12 protein-coding genes are annotated in these 21,193 nt (G+C 44.8%); all 12 read left to right on the top strand.

Translation table 11 applies throughout. The features are described 5' to 3' along the window. The first annotated feature begins 26 nt into the window (after positions 1-26). The 12 genes from BFS30_RS15745 to BFS30_RS15800 all read left to right on the top strand — a co-directional run bounded on the left by BFS30_RS15745 (position 27) and on the right by BFS30_RS15800 (position 21,133). A complete protein-coding gene (locus tag BFS30_RS15745; RefSeq protein WP_069380166.1) occupies positions 27-1,013 on the top strand; it encodes a glycoside hydrolase family 43 protein in 987 nt (328 codons plus the stop codon). Positions 1,014-1,257: 244 nt separating this feature from the next. Further along, positions 1,258-2,154: a polysaccharide lyase gene (locus tag BFS30_RS15750; RefSeq protein WP_069380167.1), complete on the top strand. Its 897-nt coding sequence runs from the start codon at positions 1,258-1,260 to the stop codon at positions 2,152-2,154. Positions 2,155-2,638: 484 nt separating this feature from the next. Further along, positions 2,639-9,652, top strand: a complete 7,014-nt coding sequence (locus BFS30_RS15755; protein ID WP_069380168.1) for a type I polyketide synthase — start codon at positions 2,639-2,641, stop codon at positions 9,650-9,652. A 2-nt stretch (positions 9,653-9,654) separates the two neighbouring features. Continuing rightward, positions 9,655-13,950, top strand: coding sequence for a type I polyketide synthase (locus BFS30_RS15760; protein ID WP_069380169.1), 4,296 nt, complete (start codon positions 9,655-9,657; stop codon positions 13,948-13,950). Next, positions 13,938-14,237, top strand: a complete 300-nt coding sequence (locus BFS30_RS15765; protein ID WP_069380170.1) for an acyl carrier protein — start codon at positions 13,938-13,940, stop codon at positions 14,235-14,237. Before BFS30_RS15760 ends, BFS30_RS15765 begins: the two co-directional genes overlap by 13 nt. After that, on the top strand, positions 14,228-14,989 hold the full coding sequence (locus BFS30_RS15770; protein WP_069380171.1) for an alpha/beta fold hydrolase: 762 nt from the start codon (positions 14,228-14,230) through the stop codon (positions 14,987-14,989). Before BFS30_RS15765 ends, BFS30_RS15770 begins: the two co-directional genes overlap by 10 nt. A 12-nt stretch (positions 14,990-15,001) precedes the next feature. Further along, positions 15,002-16,201: a glycosyltransferase gene (locus BFS30_RS15775; protein WP_069380172.1), complete on the top strand. Its 1,200-nt coding sequence runs from the start codon at positions 15,002-15,004 to the stop codon at positions 16,199-16,201. Positions 16,202-16,219: 18 nt separating this feature from the next. Next, positions 16,220-17,425: a glycosyltransferase gene (locus tag BFS30_RS15780; protein WP_069380173.1), complete on the top strand. Its 1,206-nt coding sequence runs from the start codon at positions 16,220-16,222 to the stop codon at positions 17,423-17,425. 16 nt (positions 17,426-17,441) lie between these two features. Further along, a complete protein-coding gene (locus tag BFS30_RS15785) occupies positions 17,442-18,695 on the top strand; it encodes a condensation domain-containing protein (protein WP_069380174.1) in 1,254 nt (417 codons plus the stop codon). Further along, positions 18,692-19,963 (top strand): condensation domain-containing protein, encoded by a 1,272-nt coding sequence (locus BFS30_RS15790; protein ID WP_069380175.1) that lies wholly within the window; start codon positions 18,692-18,694, stop codon positions 19,961-19,963. The genes BFS30_RS15785 and BFS30_RS15790 overlap by 4 nt, the downstream gene beginning before the upstream one ends. Beyond that, positions 19,956-20,459: a hypothetical protein gene (locus BFS30_RS15795; RefSeq protein ID WP_069380176.1), complete on the top strand. Its 504-nt coding sequence runs from the start codon at positions 19,956-19,958 to the stop codon at positions 20,457-20,459. Before BFS30_RS15790 ends, BFS30_RS15795 begins: the two co-directional genes overlap by 8 nt. Before the next feature lie 104 nt (positions 20,460-20,563). Next, positions 20,564-21,133: an RNA polymerase sigma factor gene (locus BFS30_RS15800; RefSeq protein WP_069380177.1), complete on the top strand. Its 570-nt coding sequence runs from the start codon at positions 20,564-20,566 to the stop codon at positions 21,131-21,133. Positions 21,134-21,193: the final 60 nt, after the last annotated feature.

Consider the following 21,193-nt stretch of genomic DNA (forward strand, 5'->3'; position numbering starts at 1 on the left):
TAGGGTAACTTATAAATACCCTATTGATGAAACGAATCCTGACTGTTACTCTTCTTTGTTTTTCTGCGATTTCAGGTTATGGCCAATCCACTGCTCCATCTGCAAAAAGTTCAGGAAATCCTGTTTTTCCCGGATGGTATGCCGATCCTGAGGGGGCGGTGTTTGAGAATACCTTCTGGATTTATCCTACTTTTTCAGACAAATATGAAAAGCAGGTTTTTATGGATGCTTTTTCTTCTAAAGACCTGCTGACCTGGAAGAAACACCCCTCAATACTGGATACTGCCGGATTTAAATGGGCAAAGAAAGCAGTCTGGGCACCTTCCATTATTAAAAAAGAAAAGAAGTATTATCTTTTATTCGGCGCCAATGATATTCAAAGTGATCAGGAAACCGGGGGTATAGGTGTGGGTGTTGCGGACCGGCCTGAGGGACCTTTTAAAGATCATCTTGGTAAACCACTGGTCGATAAGTTTCACAACGGTGCCCAACCCATTGATCAGTTTGTCTTTAAGGATAAAGACGGACAATATTACCTGATTTATGGAGGATGGAAGCATTGCAACATCGCAAAGCTGAATGCTGATTTTTCAGGATTTGTACCTTTTCCCGATGGGCAAGTGTTTAGAGAAATTACACCAGAGAACTATGTCGAAGGTCCATATATGTTCATGAGAAATGGTAAGTACTATTTTATGTGGTCTGAAGGCGGATGGACAGGTCCTGATTATTCAGTTGCCTATGCCATTGCCGATTCCCCTTTGGGACCATTTAAAAGAATTGCTAAAGTGCTGCAGCAGGATCCGGAGGTGGCTACCGGTGCCGGGCATCATTCCGTGATCAAACATCCTCAGAGAAACGATTATTATATGGTGTACCACCGACGACCGCTTGGTGAAAAGGATGGAAATCATCGGGTCACCTGTATTGACCGGATGGAATTTGACGAAAATGGATACATTAAGCCAGTCAAAATCACCTTTGAAGGGGTAAAGGGGAATCCCATAAAATAAATTAAAAAAATATTTCTTGTCCGGTAAGCGTATTGCCCTGAATTTTAAATGACAGGGCCTGCTTTCCCGGGGAAGGGTTTGCGGCATTTTTCCTTAAAATAGCTTCGTGCTTAAAGCGTATTGCTTTGTTTTTAAGTGTCTGTTTTACAGATATTTGTATTTGTTTTTTTAGATATAACTGTGTTAAATTTACTTAACCAGTTTCTTATTTATCAACCAAATCATAAACCCTAAAAACGAAGCAATGAAAAACCAAACCAAACCAAGACGATTTACTGCAGGTATTTTACTTCTTGCCGCACTGGCTGTTACTGCCTGTAAAAAGGAGAGCGGATCCCAGGGAGAGGGCCAGATTCCTATAAACCAGAAAAGCGCGGCCATCAGCGCTGCCGCTATTTCATCTGCGATTAACCTGAACTGGGAGAACAGGACTAATGGCTCTACTTATACTTCTTCACAAGCTTCTTCCGATTTCGGAAATGTTTCCGGCTGGCAGGAATCCCGTGCATTCATCACCAATGGTAAAGACGGAACAAATGGACTTAGGGTCACTTTGTTGCCAAACCAGTTGTCTGGTGCCGGAGGCATGGTTACTAATGTCGACATTACCGATGGCAGCGCTTATGAACTGGACTTTGACGTGAAATTTCACAGCCAGTTTAACTTTAGCCGGGGAGGAAAGATTGGCTTTGGGTTTTCTGTTGGTGAAGGGAATACCGGAGGAGACCCGGGATGGGATGGCAATGGCGGCAGCTTAAGGTTAATGTGGTATTCTCCGGATAGCAATCCAAACCGGGTATTTTTCCAGCCTTATGTTTATCATAAAGACCAGCCTACTCAATATGGCGACACCTATACCCAGCGTTTCCCTGCCTCAGGTGCACTGCAGAAAGGCGTATGGTACCATGTGCACATGTATATAAAAAGTAATACCGGATCTAGTACAAATGGTCGTGCGCAAATCATCATTAACGGAACTACCATACTGGATACGGATATCCGCTGGACTACCAACGATAGTAAAAGGCTGATCAATAACCTGACCTTCCACACGTTTAGAGGAGGCAGCCAGGATTACTGGAAAACCAGCACTACAGATTACATCTATTACGACAATTTAGCAGTTAGTAAGATCAATTAATCCTCCCCCAAGGATAAATTTCAATAACCAATGACCTGTTGACTCTATGAAGTTAACAGGTTTTTTGTTTTACAGTAACTGTTTGCAATAGCGGAATGTATTTATAAAAGCTGGCGAACGAATTTCAGTGCACTTTATTACTTCATTTAAGCTTTGCGTTAACTACTTATTAAGTTATTGCGCTTTTTCTATTGTTTTCAGGCTTTTTCAGTCTGTTCTTTTTGTTCATTTTTGATGATTTCATGGCTCTGCGTTATTATAGTAGTAATTTTGCTATCACAAAAGCGTAGGATTATTGCTTTTCATTAAGTTTTCGGATTCCCTATTGAATTATTGTCCGAAAATTAATGATTTTATTGATATAGAGCTACTTTGAATAAAAATCAAGGTGTTTTCTCTTTAAAAATCCTGTTTCTATAGGTTATTATTTTCAATAGCTATGGAATCGCTCGAAAGTTGAATCCCTAATCATCCCTCAACCCATATGAAAACTCCCTTAATTATTGGAATAACTCCATTTGAAAGGCCCGATGTAAATCTCGCACTCTCTCTATCAAATGCAAAGGCTTTTCCTGTACTCCATCTCGGCAGAGATCGGACCAGGGCTGCTGAAGCACTTGAACAGTTCACACAAAAATCCGCTGCGGAATTTGGCGTTTGCCTTGTTTCGGATGATTTGAACAACATCATTTTGCCGGCACAGGTTACTATGGTGATTTTGCCATACGGCATGAAATGGATCAGATCGGAACCGGTGAAGCTGTTTTATCAGGTTCATGATGTCGAAGAAGCCCGGAAAGCTGCGGCTGAAGGTGCTGCTGGTATCATTGTAAAAGGTAATGAAGGCGCTGGAAAGGTCGCATATGAATCTTCGTATGTTCTCTTTCAGCGAATTATTAAAGAAATAAAAAACATAGCCATATATGTACAGGGAGGTGTAGGTATACACACCGCAGCTGCCTTAATTGCCTCTGGTGCAAAAGGAGTGGTTCTGGATAGCCAGTTGGCCTTGTTTCCCGAAAGTACCGTTCCGAAGGCCATCAAACAGGTCTGCGAAAAGCTGAGTGGCAATGAAGCCCGTCTAATTGGTGATTTCAGGATATTACAGCGGCCTAATTCTCCTTCACTGGAGCTGAATGCCACAGCAAAAGATCTGGAAAAGTATTTTGCAGACTTTGACCTCGAAAAGAGTTTCCTTCCAATGGGGCAGGATATTGCCCTGGCTACAGACCTGGAAGCACGCTATAAGAAACTGAATAAACTGGTCTTTGGTATCGAAGAAGCTGTTTATGGTCACCTGAACCAGGCCAAATCCATAAATGTGATCCGTGCAGGTAATGATTTAGCTACTGAGCTGAACATTACTTATCCGATTGCGCAGGGTCCGATGACCAGGGTTAGTGATGTTGCCCCTTTTGCCAATGCTGTTGCAGAGGCCGGTGCACTTCCTTTCATCGCCCTTTCTTTATTAAAAGGAGAAACTGCAAAAAATCTGATTGCGGAAACAAAAAGGCTGGCAGGAGATAAAACCTGGGGTGTCGGAATTCTAGGTTTTGCCCCGCAGGAATTACGTGATGAACAGATCGAATACATTAAAGAGCAGATGCCCCCGGTCGTACTCATTGCGGGTGGCAGGCCATCTCAGGCCAAACCTTTAGAGAAATTAGGCATTAAAACTTTCCTGCATGTTCCTTCCGCATCCTTATTGGATATGTTCTTAAAAGAAGGTGCTAAAAGGTTTGTATTTGAAGGAAGAGAATGTGGCGGCCATGTCGGCCCGCTGTCGAGTATGGTACTTTGGGAAAAACAAATTGAACGCCTGCTTAAGGAAGACCATCCCGAGCAGATCAGTGTGTTTTTTGCAGGCGGGATCCACGATAGCCTCTCTACCGCATTTATTGCCATTATGGCTGCGCCATTAGCCGCAAAAGGAGTAAAAGTTGGGGTATTGATGGGAACATCCTATCTCTATACCAAAGAAGCGGTAAGTACCGGTGCAATAGGAGGTCAGTTTCAGGAGCAGGCCAGGCTATCAGCCGATACGATTTTGCTGGAAACTGCACCAGGGCATGAAACCAGGTGTCTGAACTCTCCATTTGCCACTTTCTTTAATGAGGAAAAGGAAAAACTTCAAAAAGAAGGAGTAGATAAAAAAGAGATCTGGGCAAAGCTGGAAACGCTGAACGTAGGTCGTTTACGTATTGCTGCGAAAGGAATTGAACGCAGGGGAGATCATCTGGTCACTATCGATGAAAAGGAACAACTGACACTTGGCATGTATATGATCGGACAGGTGGCTTCGATGTGTAACCAGATCGTATCCGTTCTGGACCTGCATAAAGAGGTGGCCGACGGGAATTTCCGGCACATTGAGGAAGCCGTTTTATCAAGCCCTCCGGAATCAAAAGAAAAATCATTGAATGTCGCTATTGTCGGGATGGCCTGTATCTTCCCCGGAGCGAAAAATATAGAAGAATATTGGCGCAACATCATTCTTGGAACAGACGCAGTAACTGAAGTTCCTGATGAGCGCTGGAATAAAGCATTATATTATGACCCTGCATCTACCGCCGCAGATATGTCCCATTCTAAATGGGGCGGCTTTATTCCTAAAATTGATTTCGATCCACTCGAGTATGGAATCCCTCCGCAGTCGCTGGCCGCAATTGAGCCTACTCAGCTGTTGAGTCTTATGGTGGCCAGACAGGCCATGGAACATGCCGGCTATAAAGACGGAAGCTTCAATGCCGAAAACGTATCCGTAATTATTGGTGCTGAAGGTGGAAATGACCTGGCAAACAGTTATAGTTTCAGGTGTTTCTTTAAACAGGTATTTGGTGAAATGCCAGAGGAACTGGATGCTGCATTACCAAAGATGACTGAGGATTCTTTCCCCGGCATCCTTGCAAATGTCATCTCAGGAAGAATTACCAACCGTTTGAATCTTGGCGGGCGTAATTTTACGGTAGATGCTGCCTGTGCCTCTTCGCTTGCTGCAATTGACCTGGCTTGTCAGGAACTGTTTTTAGAGAAATCGGATATGGTGCTTGCCGGAGGAGCAGACCTGCACAATGGAATTAATGATTACCTGATGTTTTCCAGCACGCACGCATTGTCACGTAAAGGACGGTGCGCCACTTTTGATGCAGAAGCTGATGGCATTGCCCTTGGTGAAGGGGTGGCAATGCTGGTCTTGAAAAGACATGAAGACGCGTTAAGAGACGGTGACACCGTCTATGCAGTGATTCAGGGAATTGGCGGATCAAGCGATGGCAAAAGCCTGGGCTTAACTGCTCCCCGAAAATCAGGACAGGTAAAGGCGCTGGAACGTGCTTATGAACAGGCAGGGATCTCTCCATCTCTTCTGGGATTGGTAGAAGCCCATGGTACCGGTACGGTCGTTGGCGACAGGACGGAGCTGACTGCACTCACCGAAATGCTGAATCAGTCTGGTGCCATTGCCAATCAGACCCATCTTGGTTCGGTAAAAACACAGATCGGACATACCAAATGCGCTGCCGGCCTGGCTGGGTTGATCAAAGCAACTTTAGCAACCTATTATGGAATTAAGCCACCTACCATAAATCTGAAAACTCCAAATAGCTATTATAATGGGGCAACGAGTCCTTTTGCATTCCATACCGAAGCCGGATTATGGATGGAAGAGAAAAGATATGCAGGAATCAGTGCTTTTGGATTTGGTGGAACCAACTTCCATGCGGTTATTGAGAGTGATCATCAGGTTTCGGATGTGATTCCTGCCTTAAAATCATGGCCATCAGAGTTATTTGTGTTCAGGGGTAATACCTATGAAGAAGCCAAATCAAGGCTTACGGTGGTGAAAAACCTGTTGGACGACAATGACAGTATCGACCTTAAAGATATTGCCTATAGTCTGGCACTGGAGAATAAGAAACCGGTGCAACTTAGTATTGTGGCCGACAGACCTGAAGACCTGATCATGAAAATTGACCTGGCCCTTTCCGGCGTGGAAAGTAAGGATACTTACATCACGAAAAAGAAAGAAGGAAAAGTTGCGTTTATGTTCCCCGGACAGGGAAGCCAGCGGATCAATATGGCAAGAGATCTTTTTGTCATCTTTCCGGCAATGCGTAAACTGCTGAAAGGCAAACCAGAATATGAAAAAGTGCTCTTCCCCAATACCGTTTTTGATGAAGCATCGCTGAAAGCACAGAAAGACCGGATTAAGGATACCCGTATGGCACAGCCGCTTCTCGGGATTGTTGACCTTGCATTGGCCAACTTCCTGAAAGAGCTGGGAATGGAACCGGATATGGTTGCCGGACATAGCTATGGCGAGTTGCCTGCATTGTGTTTTGCAGGTGCTTTTGATGAAGACCAGCTCGTGTTCTTAAGTGAGCAGCGTGCGAAATCCATATTGGAGGCTGTAGAAGGTGAAGATACTGGAGCCATGATTGCCGTAAACGGTCGTCAGGAAGACCTGTCCAAATGGATAGATGGCCTGGCAGATGTATATGCGGTTAACTTCAATTCCCCGACTCAACAGGTGCTTGCCGGAACAACTCCTGCTATCAGAAAACTATCGGAGACCTTAAAAAAAGAAAAAGTTTCTTTCCGGCCGCTGGAAGTGGCCTGTGCGTTCCATAGTCCATTGGTAGAGAAATCAAAAGAGAATTACAAATCGGTATTGAGCCTGGTTAACTTTAAGGACCTGAGCTTGCCGGTATGGTCAAATACCACTGCCGAAACCTATCCGGTAAATGCCGGTGCCATTAAACAAAGGCTAACGGAACACCTGGTGAAACCGGTAAGGTTTGTAGAGCAGGTGCAGCAGATGTATGTCGATGGTGCAAGAATCTTTATCGAAGTAGGCCCTGGAAAAGTACTAACCTCACTGGTAAAAGCCTGTCTGTCCAAAGATGAATTGCTTTTGTATGCCGAAGACAACGGGCACAATAAAATCACCCATCTCCTGTGCACTATTGCTACCTATATGGCTACAGGCAGAGCTGTGAAAGTGGAGAAACTCTTTGAAGGACGGGAAGCCACACTGCTGAACCTGGATGAACCCGGGCAATATAAGAAAAGTCCGACAGTATGGTCTGTTAACGGACAGCATGCCATTCCTACGGTAGGAAAACTTCCTGCGTATGGGGCATTACCAATCATAGAACCACTCAAAATGAAAAATATAGAAGGAAGAACCGAAATCATAAATACCCCATCCAATGGAGCTGAACTGATGATGCAGGAATACCTGAACAGCATGAAGATGATGATTCAGGCACAGCGCGATGTCATGTTAACTTTCCTTGGACAACATGTTACACAAGGGAACCCAGTTGCCTTTCAACCTGTGGTAAACAAAGCAGAACCTATTGCCCAACACGTTATTCCGGCAACGGTAATTGCAGCACCTCAGGCGGCAGTGGCAAAGCCAGTGCGGGTACAGATCGATGTGAAAATGGTATTGATGCAGATTGTGAGTGATAAAACCGGATATCCGCAGGAGATGCTGGGGATGGAAATGGACCTGGAAGCAGATCTGAGTATTGATTCGATTAAGCGCATGGAAATTATCGGTGCTTTACGGACAGAACTGGGCGGTTTTAGTCAGGCGGATAAAAACGAAGATACTTTTATGGAGCAGCTGGCTGCCATCAAAACTTTAAATGGCCTGGTCAACTGGATCAAAGAAAATACACCGGTAGCGGAAGCTGTTTCTGAGCCTGAAAAGCCAGTAGCTGCGGTAGCAGCAACTCCGGTTAAATTCAGTGCTGCAGACATCAAATCGGCAATTCTGCTGGTCGTGAGTGAAAAGACAGGTTATCCTCAGGATATGCTGGGTATGGATCTTGATCTGGAAGCTGATTTAAGTATCGATTCGATCAAACGGATGGAGATCATCGGGGAGTTGAAAATCAAAATCGGATTCAGCAAGGGCGAAGATGCCGGAGATGACCTGATGGAGAAACTGGCTGCCATTAAAACCTTAAATGGCCTGGTCAACTGGATTTCAGAAATTGAAACCGAAAGCCTGGAAACCGTGGCTTCTGCACAGAAGATTCTTGAAGAAAGTGCGCAGATACCGGCCGAAAGTTTATCGCGCCTTCGCTTTGAACTGACACCGTCTGAATTGCAGAATACAGAACCTGTTGCCCTTAAAGGACAGCGTTTTGCCATAACTGACGATAAGGGACCTCAATCCCTCGCCATCAGACATGCTTTTGAAAAGCAGGGCGCCATTGTAGATATTGTATCTGTAAATGATCAGCTTAAGGGGTATCAGGGCTTAGTGATCCTCAATATGTTTGATTCTCCTAACCAGACTGAGATCATTGACAACATCGCACTGATCAAACAACTGGATCTGGAAGAAGTGAAATGGGTATATTTTATTTCTGATACCAAAGGCCATCTGACAGAACAGGCCGATGCGACTACGCTAAGGCGTTTTCAAGGATACTCAGGGCTGTTTAAAAGTCTGGACAAGGAATATGAACAAACCAAATTCAGGATCGTCAGTCTGGCTACAAAACAAAGTCCTATAGCGATTGCCGAGATTACGCTAAATGAAATATTAAATCCGGATGATCCTTCTGAAGTGATTTACAATGGGGACGGCCGACAAACACTGGAGCTGATTCCTTCTGAACTGATTACCGGATTGGAAGATTCCCATATCCAGCTGGATAAAGAGGCAGTCGTATTGGTATTGGGCGGTGCACAGGGGATCACCTCAGAACTCATGATGCGCTTTGCTAAAGATTACCCTTGCCGTTACATCCTCGTTGGGCGTTCTCCGGATCCGAGAACAAACGGACTGGAGCAGTTTTCTTTCCTGAAAACCAAAGAAGAAATCAGGGCCTACCTGGTTAAACTGGGTGTACTTAAGACGCCGGCAGAAATTGAACAGGAAACCTCAAGAATCTATAAAAATAACCAGATTCTTCAAACCATTGCTTCCCTGGAACTGACCGGGTCTATCGTGTCTTATGAGGCATTAGATCTTCGGGATGAGCAGGGTTTAAGTGCCTTGATCAGCAATGTTTACGAGGAATTTGGAAGGATTGATGGTGTAGTTCATGGTGCAGGTTTGCTGGAAGACAAGCTTTTCCACGCGAAAACGCTGGATTCTTTTAAGCGGGTTTTTGAAACCAAGGTAACCCCATTAAGAGTGCTTGCAGAACAATTGAGGGCAGATACACAATTTGTTATCCTGTTCTCCAGCATTGCTTCTGTTTATGGAAACCGCGGACAAACGGACTATGCTGCTGCAAACAGTGTGATGGACAGGTATGCCTGGGCATTGAAAGAAAAGATCAAAGGAAAAGTGCTCTCCATTAACTGGGGCCCCTGGAAAGGCGCCGGTATGGTATCGCCTTCTTTAGAGAAAGAATATGAAAGGAGAGGAATTTCCATGATTCCCCTTGATGAAGGAATGGAGACTTTCCTTAACGAAATGAAATATGGAAATGAGAGTCAGGTGCTGATCATGGCAGGAAACAACTGGTAGTCATGAAAAAGACCGACGTAGCCGTTATTGGAATGTCCTGCATTTTTCCTGGTGCGGAAGATGTAGCTGCTTTCTGGCAAAATATCATTAATAAGGTAGATTCTACCCAGGTTGTACCTGCTGATAGAATTGATCCTGTACATTTTGATTCAGGTTCTACAGGGGTAGATCGGTTCTATTGCAACAGGGGAGGCTTTATTCCGGAATTTGTGTTTAATCCTGCGAATTTTGGAATTCTCCCCCTTGCCGTAGAGGGAACAGAACCCGATCATCTGCTCACGCTGAGCCTGGTGCATAAAGCACTGAATGACGCGGGTGTTTTGGAAAAGGACCCTATCCTTGAAAAGACCGGGATTATCATCGGAAAAGGTAATTATTCAGGGCCCGGCGCTACGCGGGCCATTGAGATTGTCAGAACCGGCGAGCAGATTGTCAATATCCTGACGGAGCTGATGCCTGATTTATCAGCAGCAGAAAAGGAAAAGATAAAAAAAGAATATCAGTTGCGTAAAGGGCGTTTCGGGCCGGACACTGCGATGGGGCTGATTCCAAATCTTGTGGCCTCACTGGTGGCCAACAGGCTCAACCTTGGCGGAGCTGCTTATACCCTGGATGCTGCCTGTGCCAGTTCCTTAATAGCCATTGACCATGCCTTGCAGGAGCTCAACAGCGGTCGCTGTGACCTGGTGATTGTAGGAGGAGTCCATGTTGGACAAAACGCCGCTTTCTGGAGTATTTTTAGTCAGCTTGGCGCTTTATCCAAAAGAGGAAAAATAAGCCCTTTTGATGCACATGCTGACGGTTTACTGATCGGTGAAGGATGTGGTTTTGTGGTGCTTAAACGGCTGGAAGATGCCATCAGCAATGGAGATAAGATTTATTCCGTATTAAAAGGAGTCGGGGTCAGCAGTGATGGCAGCGGAACAAGTGTCATGAGCCCCTCTGTTAAAGGACAGGTGAAAGCCATTACCCAGGCCTGGAAAAATGCCGGACTGGAAGCTGATCAGATCGGTTATATTGAGGCGCATGGCACAGGAACTCCCTTGGGGGATAAGACCGAGATAGAAACCCTGGCTCAGTTTTTTGGTAAAGATCCCTCTTTATTAAAAGCAGGGATCGGCTCTGTAAAATCAAATATTGGCCATGCCATGCCTGCAGCAGGGATTGCCGGGCTGATAAAAACTTCCCTGGCCCTGTATCATGGCATCATTCCACCTACGCTTCATTGCGAGGAACCACTTGCGCTGTTGAAAGACAGCCGTTTTCAGGCGGTTCAGGAAGCACAGGACTGGGATGCTTCAGGATTACCAAAGGTTGCCGGAGTAAATGCATTTGGCTTTGGAGGGATCAATGCACATGTGGTGCTGGAAGGATACCGGCCTCCCGGAGCTGATCCGGTTAAGGTGCCGGAATTCAAACCGGCGATTACTGATGAGGTCTTGTTACTTGCCCGTGAAAGTCATGAGGCATTGATGCTTGCATTGGAAAACAAGGATCGGAACCCGGGAAAGGGCACTTACCGGATTGCTGTATTTGACCCCAGTCCGGAACGCTTAAAAAAAGCAATCAAGATTGCCGGGAAAAACCTTCCATGGCGGAATAAACAAGACATCTGGTATAGCAATGAGCCCCTGTTAAGCAAAGGAGGTAAAATAGCCTTTGTTTTCCCCGGACTGGATGGTCTTGCCGGTGGAGAAATCAGCAGCGTGGCCAGCCATTTTAACATTCCCCAGGACAACAATACCAAAGCCGAAGGACTGTTAAATGAGGCCCTTAAGATATTAAATAAAAGCAGCGTACTGGATACTGCGCTGAAGCAGTTGGGGGTTCTGCCGGAAATGAATGCCGGACACAGCTTAGGCGAATGGCTGGCAGCAAGATCATCAGGACTGGCAGAGGAATCCTCTGTATTAGAATTACTCAATTACCTGAATCCGGAAACTTTCGAGCTGAAAGATTCCCGGTTTATTGCGGTGGGTTGCGGTTTGGAGCAGTTGCAGCCCATCCTGCAGGATATCGAACATTTATACCTTTCCAACGACAATTGTCCGCAGCAGGTGATTCTTTGCGGAAGCAATGCCGCTTTGGACAAACTGGTTCCGGTTTTAAAGGCCAGGCAGATTTTTCATCAGGTACTTCCTTTTCAGTCCGGTTTTCATTCTCCTTTTGTGGCAGATAAACTGGACGTCATGCTGGAAGGAATGAGCAAGATGCAATTCAGGAAAACAAAGTTTCCGTTGTGGTCTGCTACTACACTTGAATTGTATCCCGAAGGATTTGAAGCCATCAGGCAGCTCAGTGTGGAACACCTCATTAAGCCTGTACGCTTTCGTGAGTTGACCGAGAAGCTGTATGAAGAAGGTGCCCGTCTGTTTATTCAGGTAGGATCCGGAGGATTAATCGGATTTATCGATGATACTTTAAAAGGCCGTAATTTCAGTACCGTATCCTCAAATACGGCATTAAGATCCGGTATAGCCCAGTTACAAAGGGTTCTGGCTGCCTTATTTGTGGAAGGCAAAGAAGCCGGAATGAAATTTATGGGGTATGACCAGCAGGAGCCCCTGCTTCCTAAAGGGCTGAAACTGCAACTTGGATTACCCCTGATCAGTAAGCTGAACGGACTTAAAAATCTGGCGCTTCAACAGGAAAATAAAGCTCCCCGAAAAGAAGCAGTCCTGCAAGATGTCGCACATCCTCTGATGAGGGCCTTTAATGAAAACGTAGAAGAAATGATCGGCATTCAATCCGAATTGCTGCTGCTTTTTCAAAATAAGCCATTCACGCTCAATGCGTACGCTCCGACAACCGGGACTTCACCAGCGGTACAGCCGCTGGTGGTTACCCCGGTAAGGGTGCCTTTTACCAAAACGATCGACATTACTTTGGAAAACTGCCCTTACCTGGTTGATCATTCCCTTTTAAGACAACCCAAAGGCTGGCATTGTGTGGATGATATGGATCCGGTAATTCCTATGACGATGATTTTTGAAATGTTCGGGGAGATCGCAGCAGAACAGGCACCGGCAGAACGGGTTCAAAAAATCCTGAATATCAAGGTTTTTCAATGGATGAACGTAGCCAAGCCTTTTCGGGAAACGATTACCGGCGAATGGAAAGCAGAGCATTTGGTTTATTTAAACCTGGAACGTTTTGCAAATGCAGAGGTATTGCTCAACAGTATTGCTACAGCACCGCCTAAGCGGAATTTTGACATCGGGGCGTCCTTAAATATTGACCGTACAGCGGCACAGATTTATGAAGAACATATGTTTCATGGCCCGGGGTATCAGGGCATCAGGAAGCTGGTTAATGTAGGAGAGAAGGGCATCACCGGAATTATTGAAGGAGGGGCCGGTAAGGGTTCACTACTGGATAATGCCGGACAATTATTTGGCTTGTGGTTACAACTGACGCTTACTAAGGACCGGATTGCCTTTCCTGTTAAAATTCAGGAAATAGAATTCTTCGGGGAAATGATGGACCAGAAAGGAACATTTGAATGTACCTGTGTGCTGACTGAACTCAATGAAGAATTTGCAACCGCAGATTTTGTCATAAAAAGAGATAACCAGGTATGGGCTGTGGTTACCGGTTGGCAAAACAGAAGGCTGGAAATCGATGAAGCCCTGTGGAAAGTATCTATGTCGCCCTTGCACAACCGCTTATCGGAAGAAGTGGCACCGGGTGTTTTTATGTTTCATAATGCCTATACCCGGGTCGTTTCCTGGGATTTTATCCTGAAACGCTATTTCAATCAGGAGGAGAAAAAACACCACCTGTCGCTATTACCTAACAAAAGAAAAGAATGGATCATCAGTCGCGTAGCCGTAAAGGATGCCGTCAGAAATCTATTGAATCAGGAGAACGGAGAAGCCTATTATCCGATTTCATTTGAAATCAGGTCTGATGAAGTGCATAAACCTTACCTGTATGGACCGATGACTGATGGAATTCAGATTTCCATTGCGCATAAAGGAACCGATGCGGTAGGTATTGCCCGTTTTGATCGCCCGGTAGGGATAGATATTGAACGGATGGAGGACCGGAGTGAAGGTTTTTACGAACTCGTTTTTTCGGCCGGAGAACAAGCGTTGCTGGCTGGTAAAGACAAAGCCGAATGGGCTACCCGATTCTGGGTAGCAAAGGAAGCTTACGGCAAATTCCTCGGAAAAGGTTTACAGGGAAATCCAAGAGCCTATGTGATCGAAGAGATCAATGGCGAAGAATTAAGAATTAAAGACATCATCATTAAAACTATTAAACATAAAAACTATATCATCGGATGGACACTATAATATCAACAGCGAAACTAAATAGCAGCGAGATCTTTGATCTAATGAAACAATTTATCACCGAAGTGATTGGTGAAGAGTTTGTGGAAGAAATGGACATCACGATGGAAAGTTCTTTCACTAAAGATCTGGAAATGGACAGCATAGAGATTGTGTCTTTCTCAGAAAAAATAAAGAATCATTTCGGAGAACAGATTGATTTTACCGGCTGGTTATCTGCAATGGATCTGGACGAGCTGATCAACCTGAACCTGGGCACCATTGTTAATTACATTGAAGAATGCCAATAATTGACGTGAAAAGCCGGGCAGTACATGTTCAGGAACTGAATAAGGGGGCTGCCGAAACGGTGCTTCTGGTTCATGGCATGTTCAGCAACCTTTCTATTTACTATTTTAACATTGCGCCGATTCTGGCCAGGCATTTTCATGTGGTGATGTATGACCTGAAAAGTCATGGCATGAGCGAAAAGATTGCAGATGGTTATGACCTGAACAGCATGACAGATGATTTGTCTGAACTGCTGGAAAGATTGGGCTTATCGTCGGTATACCTGGCAGGTTATAGTTTCGGTGGGCTGATTTCTCTGAAAATGGCTGCCCGGTTCCCCGACAAAATCCGGAAACTGGCCATCATTGAAGCACCCGATCCTAATGACGACAAAACCCGGGACATCATTGACGAATACAGCCGGGAATTTCTGGAATATTATGTCCAGAATTTTGCCGATACCACCAAATCGAAAATGGGTAAAAGGCAAATGGAGAAAAATCACCGGATGTATGAATACCTGTTTCATGAAACGAGTATCAAAAGCGATATGATCCGGGAACGGGATTTCTTTAGCGCTGCAGAGATTGAGGAGATCCCACAGGAAACGCTGCTGTTATATGGTGCAGATTCCAACTGTCTGGAAGCCGGTAGAAAGTTGAAAAAGAAAATAAAAAGAGTAGAGATGCTGGAAGTTGAGGGCGATCACAATGTGCCTATCCAGCAACCGGTAAATATTGGAAACCTAATGGAATCGTTTTTTAGAAATTAAATAAATCCCCCTATGGCAAGATTTGTATTTGTAGTTCCACCCTTAACAGGACATATTAATCCAACCTTAAGCATCGGAGCCGTATTGCTAAAACGGGGACATCAGGTCGGTTGGATTAGCCTGGATGCTGCTTTAGCATCAAAACTTCCCGAAGGAGGAGAATTGCTGCTGATCCAGTATGCAGAAGACGACCTGCAAAAACAGGAAAGCGAAAAATACCTGGATATCATCACCAAGAAGATCGTTTACGGAATAGACAGCATTAAGTTTTTATATGAAGAAGTGCTGATCCCTTTGAACAGGCATAGTTATGAAGGCATTGCCGGCTGGCTGGACCGCTTCAAACCGGATCTGGTGATTACCGACCATCAGATGTTTGCTGGAGCAATTGCAGCGAGCAATAAAGGATATTCCTATGCGACTTCAGTAACTGCACCTGCTGCGATTAAGGTGATGGATGAGCTGCCTAAAGTTCATGAATGGGAGATGAACCAGGTGATTGCCCTGCAGAAAGAATTTGGTATAGAGCGGGAGACTGCCATTGCCTGTTCAGAAGAGCTGACCATGGTCCTGACCTCCAGTGAATTCTTTGGAGAGATGGAACTTCCGGAGCACTATCGTTTTGTTGGCCCGGTTATTCATCAGAGAACCGAGCAGCCAGACTTCGACTGGCAGAAGCTGGAACGTATCCCCGGGAATAAAAAAATATTAGTGAGTATCGGGACTACTTTCGATCATGAGCATAAAAAAAGCTTTTTTGCAAAAGTAATTGAGGCCTTTGAAAATGAACTTTTAACAGTCGTGGTGGTTTCTGATCCTTCCTTGTTTGAGCAATGGCCCGATAATTTTATCGTGCAGCGCAGTGTTCCGCAATTGGAGTTGCTGCCTTGTCTGGATGCCGTCGTTTGTCATGGGGGACACAATACCGTATGTGAAACCTTAACTCATGGTTTACCGATGGTGGTGGTACCTATTGCCTACGACCAGTCGCATGTGGCGGGAAGGGTAGTCCGTGTAGGCGCCGGTTTAAGGTTAAATTTTAACCGCTTCAAAGCGAGACACCTGAAAGAGGCGGTTGTTGAAATATTAGGTAACGCCGGATTCAGGGATGCTGCAAGGGAGATCAGTGGCTCTTTCAACAGGGCAGGGGGAACAGAAAAAGCGGCCGATCTATTGGTTGAACTGGCTCAGGAACCCGTGATAGATTGTTAAATAATTAAAGAAAAAATTATGTCAAAGTTTTTATTCGTTGTACCTCCGTTTTTTGGTCATCTCAGTCCTACGTTAAGCATTGGCGCTAGTTTAATCGCCCGTGGGCATGAAGTAAAATGGCTGGGGATTGTACCCGTTGCGGCCTCACATCTCCCTGCCGGAGGTGAATATATTTATCCTGAAGCTGACCTGGAAGAATACCAGGAGGAGCTTCAAAAAATTCTGAAACTTCAGGATGACGGTCCTTCCTGCTCTGGTCCTGAAGTGATGAAACTGGCGCTGGAAGAAACCTATGTTCCGGTAGCGCGAATCATGATGAAAGGGTTGGGAAAGTTTGTAGATGTCTGGCAGCCGGATGTGATTGTGAATGATTGTATCACTTTTGCAGGTGCTTTGCTGGCTCATATCAGAGGGATTCCGAGTGTAACCACCACCCCCGTACCACCAGATGTGATGGGCGATACCGCAAACAGTGCCCCTAAAATATTTGAATGGCAGGAAAACCTGGTGAAGGGGCTGCAAAGAGAGTTCAAGGTTTATGGTGACGACATTGTGATCCATTCACGTAAGCTCAACCTGGTGTTCACTTCTGCCGAATTTGCAGGAATTGAAAACCCTGAACCACATATGAAATTTGTGGGGCCGGTTAAGGGCAGGCCAAATCACGCTGATTTTGACTGGGCGCGGTTAGAGAAAGCGACTACTCCTAAAGTATTTGTTTCTCTGGGAACCTTATTGGTTGACATCAGGGCGGCTTTCTTTCAGAAACTGATCGATGCCTTTGCAGATGCCCCGGTGACGATTGTAGCGGCAACAAATCCGGATATTTTCGAGAAATGGCCTGATAATTTTATTGTGAATGGTTTTGTCCCGCAGGCAGAATTGATGCCGATGATGGATGCCGTGATTTGCCATGGCGGGTTCAATACCGTAAATGATACTTTTATGAACGGTTTGCCGATGCTGATTACTCCTATCGCCTACGATCATTTTCATACGGCTAAGCTTATTGAAAATGCAGGTTGTGGCATCAAGATCCGCTACAAGCGTCTGCGTATTGAAGACCTGAAAAATGCAGTGTTTGAATTGCTGGAAAACCCGCAGTATAGAAATGCCGCTTTACGGATTAAAGAGACGTTTACTGCTGCCGGCGGAAATGACAAAGCCGTTCAGCTGCTGGAAGAGTTTGCCGCTGCTGAACAGGTATTACAAGCTGTTAACTGAGCATAAGGAGACCAATATGAGAAGAAAACTGCTATTTGCCGAGCGCATGCTTCATGGAAACGGAGAGCTGCCTTTTAATGCGGTAATTCCGATAAAGATCAAAGGAACTTTCCCAGAGGAAAACCTGTATCAGGCCTTAAGAAAGCTTCAGGAGAAACATCCTTTATTGAATGCATGTGTAGAAAATGATGCGCGGGGAATGCCCTGGTTTGTGGTTGATGAAGCTGTTACCGCTTCGATTCCAGTCCGCATTACGGAGCGAACAGGAGAGGAAGATTGGAAAAACGAATCTATGCAGGAATGGTCAGGCGTTTTTAATACCCGGAAAGGACCTTTAATGCGGGTAGTATGGATCCGGGGTGTTGAATTTTCAGAGCTGATCCTGGTGATCCACCATTGCCTTTGCGATGGGGGTTCTGCGATGGCCATCTTAGCAGAATTATTGCTCCTCATGGACGATGGCACTGCGAATATCGGCAAGGAAGATCCGATCATGAGCATACAGGACATCATCCCTGCAGAGATTTTGAAGAGCAGAAAAAAAATGATCAAGGCCAAGTTAATTGGTGGCGTTGCGACTTTTGCACTGTGGATTGTTCCGTTAAAAAAACACCTGGTTGCGCGTAAGAAAGACTATATGCTGCATTGGAAGCTGGAAAAGGAACTCAGCGACCGCCTGATGCTCAAATGTAAATCTGAAAAGGTAACTGTAAATACGGTGCTTTGTGCAGCGGTATTACAGGCTTTTCAGGAGGTTAGAAAAGCAGGGTTTCACAATAAGATTTCCTGTCCGGTAGACATCCGCAGGTTTGCGCCAAGAATCAAAAGAGACCACATCTTTGCTTTTGGATTGATGTTCGTTGTTTCTGCAGACCAGCAACTGGATTTTTTTGGCAATGCCAGAAAGATGCAGGCAGATATAGACCGGAAAACAGCTAAACTGGATGCTTATGATACGATCATGATGATGGAAGAATCTCATGCTTCTTTAAACCGGTTTACTGAGTTTTTAAAATATGGAAAGTCAAGTAATGACTGTATGTTTTCTAATCTTGGGAAAATAGACATTCCCCATCAGTACAAAAACTTTGAGCTGGAAACCATATTCAGTCCTTCTGTGATTGGCCCTTTGGGAAATACCACCACCCTGGTTACCTCTACTTACCGTGGACAAATGGATTTTACTTTCATTGCCAGCGAAGGTTTTATTCCTTATACAGAGGCAGTGGAGATACAAAATAAAATAATGGAAATCATCAATAGATTATGAGAAGAAAGCTGATCATTGGCGAAAGAATCATGTATGTAGATGCGGAGACCCCGCTTAATTGTGTTTTTCCGGTTAAAATCCGTGGAGCGGTACGTGCTGAAAACCTACGGATTGCCCTGGCTAAAATCCAGCAGAAACATCCATTATTACGTACCCGGATAAAAGAAGATGCTGCAGGCTATCCTCATTTTGTATCGGGCAATAATCTGGAAGAAATTCCGGTGAGGATTGTAGAAAGGCTGGGGGAAGAGGATTGGCAACAACAATCTAAAATAGAGTGGAAAAAGCTGTTTGATGGTGAAAACCTGCCGCTGGCGAGGGTGGTTTGGATTAAAGGAACGGAAGTTTCTGATCTGTTATTGGTATGTCCGCATTGCATTTGCGACGGGACTACCTTTGTGGCACTGATGTCGGAAATGCTTCAGTTAATGGACCGTCCGGAACGGGAATTGATTCCTTATCCCTCCTTTAATTCGATCGAAGAATTATTGTCGCCTTCTTTTAGGAGTACCCCGGCGAAGGTGTTAAAAACAAGGGTGTTTGCGGTGCTGGCGAAGTTGTTCTTTTTGCTCAAGTCTGCAAAGAACAAACATCCGAAAGGAGAGGGTTATCTTTTACACTGGAGTTTAACCGAGGCAGAAACATCCAGTCTGGCCGGAGCCTGTAAAGATGCGGGTGTAACCTTACATGCTGCATTATGTGTGGCCTTTATGGAAGCATTCCTGCTGGTAAGAGGAAATAAAGCCCAGGGCAAAGTGATTTGCCCGGTGGATGTAAGACACTTTGTGACGGAGATCAGGAAAGATGCGATGTTTGCTTTTGCACCAATAGCGGAACTCTCTCTTTCTAAAGAGAAAGGCCTTGGCTTCTGGGCGAAAGCGAAACTGTTAAAAGGAGATCTAGTGAAAAAGATTGCTGCGATGAAAGTACATGAACTCCTGGTGATGAGTGAATATTTTCATGCTTCTGTAGATAAGATGGTGAAACACCTGAAGGCAACTGACGGAGGGCATGACATTACCCTTTCCAATATGGGGAGGCTTAGAATTCCGGATAAGTATGATTCTTTTGAGGTGGAGGCTCTGCATAGCCCTAATGTTGGTTTTCCATGGAGAAATGCAAATACATTGGTGGTCAGTACTTTTAGAAAGAAAATGGACTTTGCCTTTCTTTCTAATGATACTTTTTTACCGGAAGATGAAGCGGGAGCAATCCGGGATAAAGCAATGGAATTATTGATGGCAGAAGTGATGGCAGAATATGTTTAAGATAAAAAAGCAAGGAGATACGGCATTGAAGAAGTTTGTACAAAAGAAGCTGCTGTTGTATATCATTCCGAATGTTATTTTCAATACCACCATCCCATATCTGACCCTTCGGAACCTGGGGCCGGTTTATTTATTTCAGGGTGAATATTGCTTTGCCCGTTTTCTATTACCTATGGCTTTGTTTCTTCCTTTTATCATCACTTTTGATATGCTGAGGAAGACTATTATTTTATCCGAAGAAGGGAAGGCTGGTTTTGTACTCCCGGACAATTTTACCAAGAATAAATTCATGTTTAAAATGGCAGGGGCCAATGGCGCTGCCTCCCTGGTAGTGATGTTAGCGGCGATGCTTTTTGTGCAGCTGACGGTACCCGAAGGGTATGGCTTTGATGCTGCTGTTCTTTCCCTGATTCTGGGTGCGGTGGCAGGTACATTAACGATTATCTCTACACTCTGGCCGGTTAAAAAGGTTAAGGAGTTGAGTGTTGCCCATTGAATCGGACATAGAAACGCCGCATTTCAAAAATAATTCACTATAATTGAAAGGGGGAAATTGTATTCTGAAGCATTTTGTGCCAGAGATGCATCCGTGTTCAATTGATGAAAATTTACCATACTTTTTCTGATCAGGAATTGACCGTCATGTTAAGACATGGGGAAAAAGGAGCGCTTACAGAAATTTACAAACGTTATCAACCTCTTCTTTATAGCCATGCTTACCGGCGATTGCCCGATCAGGAAGAGATCAGGGATATTATCCAGGAGTTGTTTATTAACCTTTGGGATAACCACAGTTCATTTCAATTGAGCGGGAGCCTGGCCTCATATTTATATACCGCGGTGCGCAACAGGATATTGAACCTGTATAGAAATCAGAAGGTGCGGGATAATTACAGCCTTTCCTTAAAGAATTTTATGGAGCGGGGAAGCAATATTACAGAAGATACACTTCGGGAAAAAGAGCTGATTCAGCTCGTAGAACAAGAGGTTGCTGCTTTGCCCCCACAAATGCGTCTGATTTTTGAAATGAGCCGTAACCTGGAGATGAGCCATAATGAGATTGCCCTGGAGCTTGACCTGAGTCCGCATACGGTACGTACCCAGGTTAGAAATGCACTTCGTATTTTAAGAGAAAAGTTGGGGGTAAATATCTTTTTAATCTTTTTTTAAAAATCATCTACTCTATAGCCCGGTCTTAGGTGTCATTTGTTTATGGCCCGTAATATTTGC

This window comes from Pedobacter steynii, from assembly GCF_001721645.1.
Taxonomy (GTDB): domain Bacteria; phylum Bacteroidota; class Bacteroidia; order Sphingobacteriales; family Sphingobacteriaceae; genus Pedobacter; species Pedobacter steynii_A.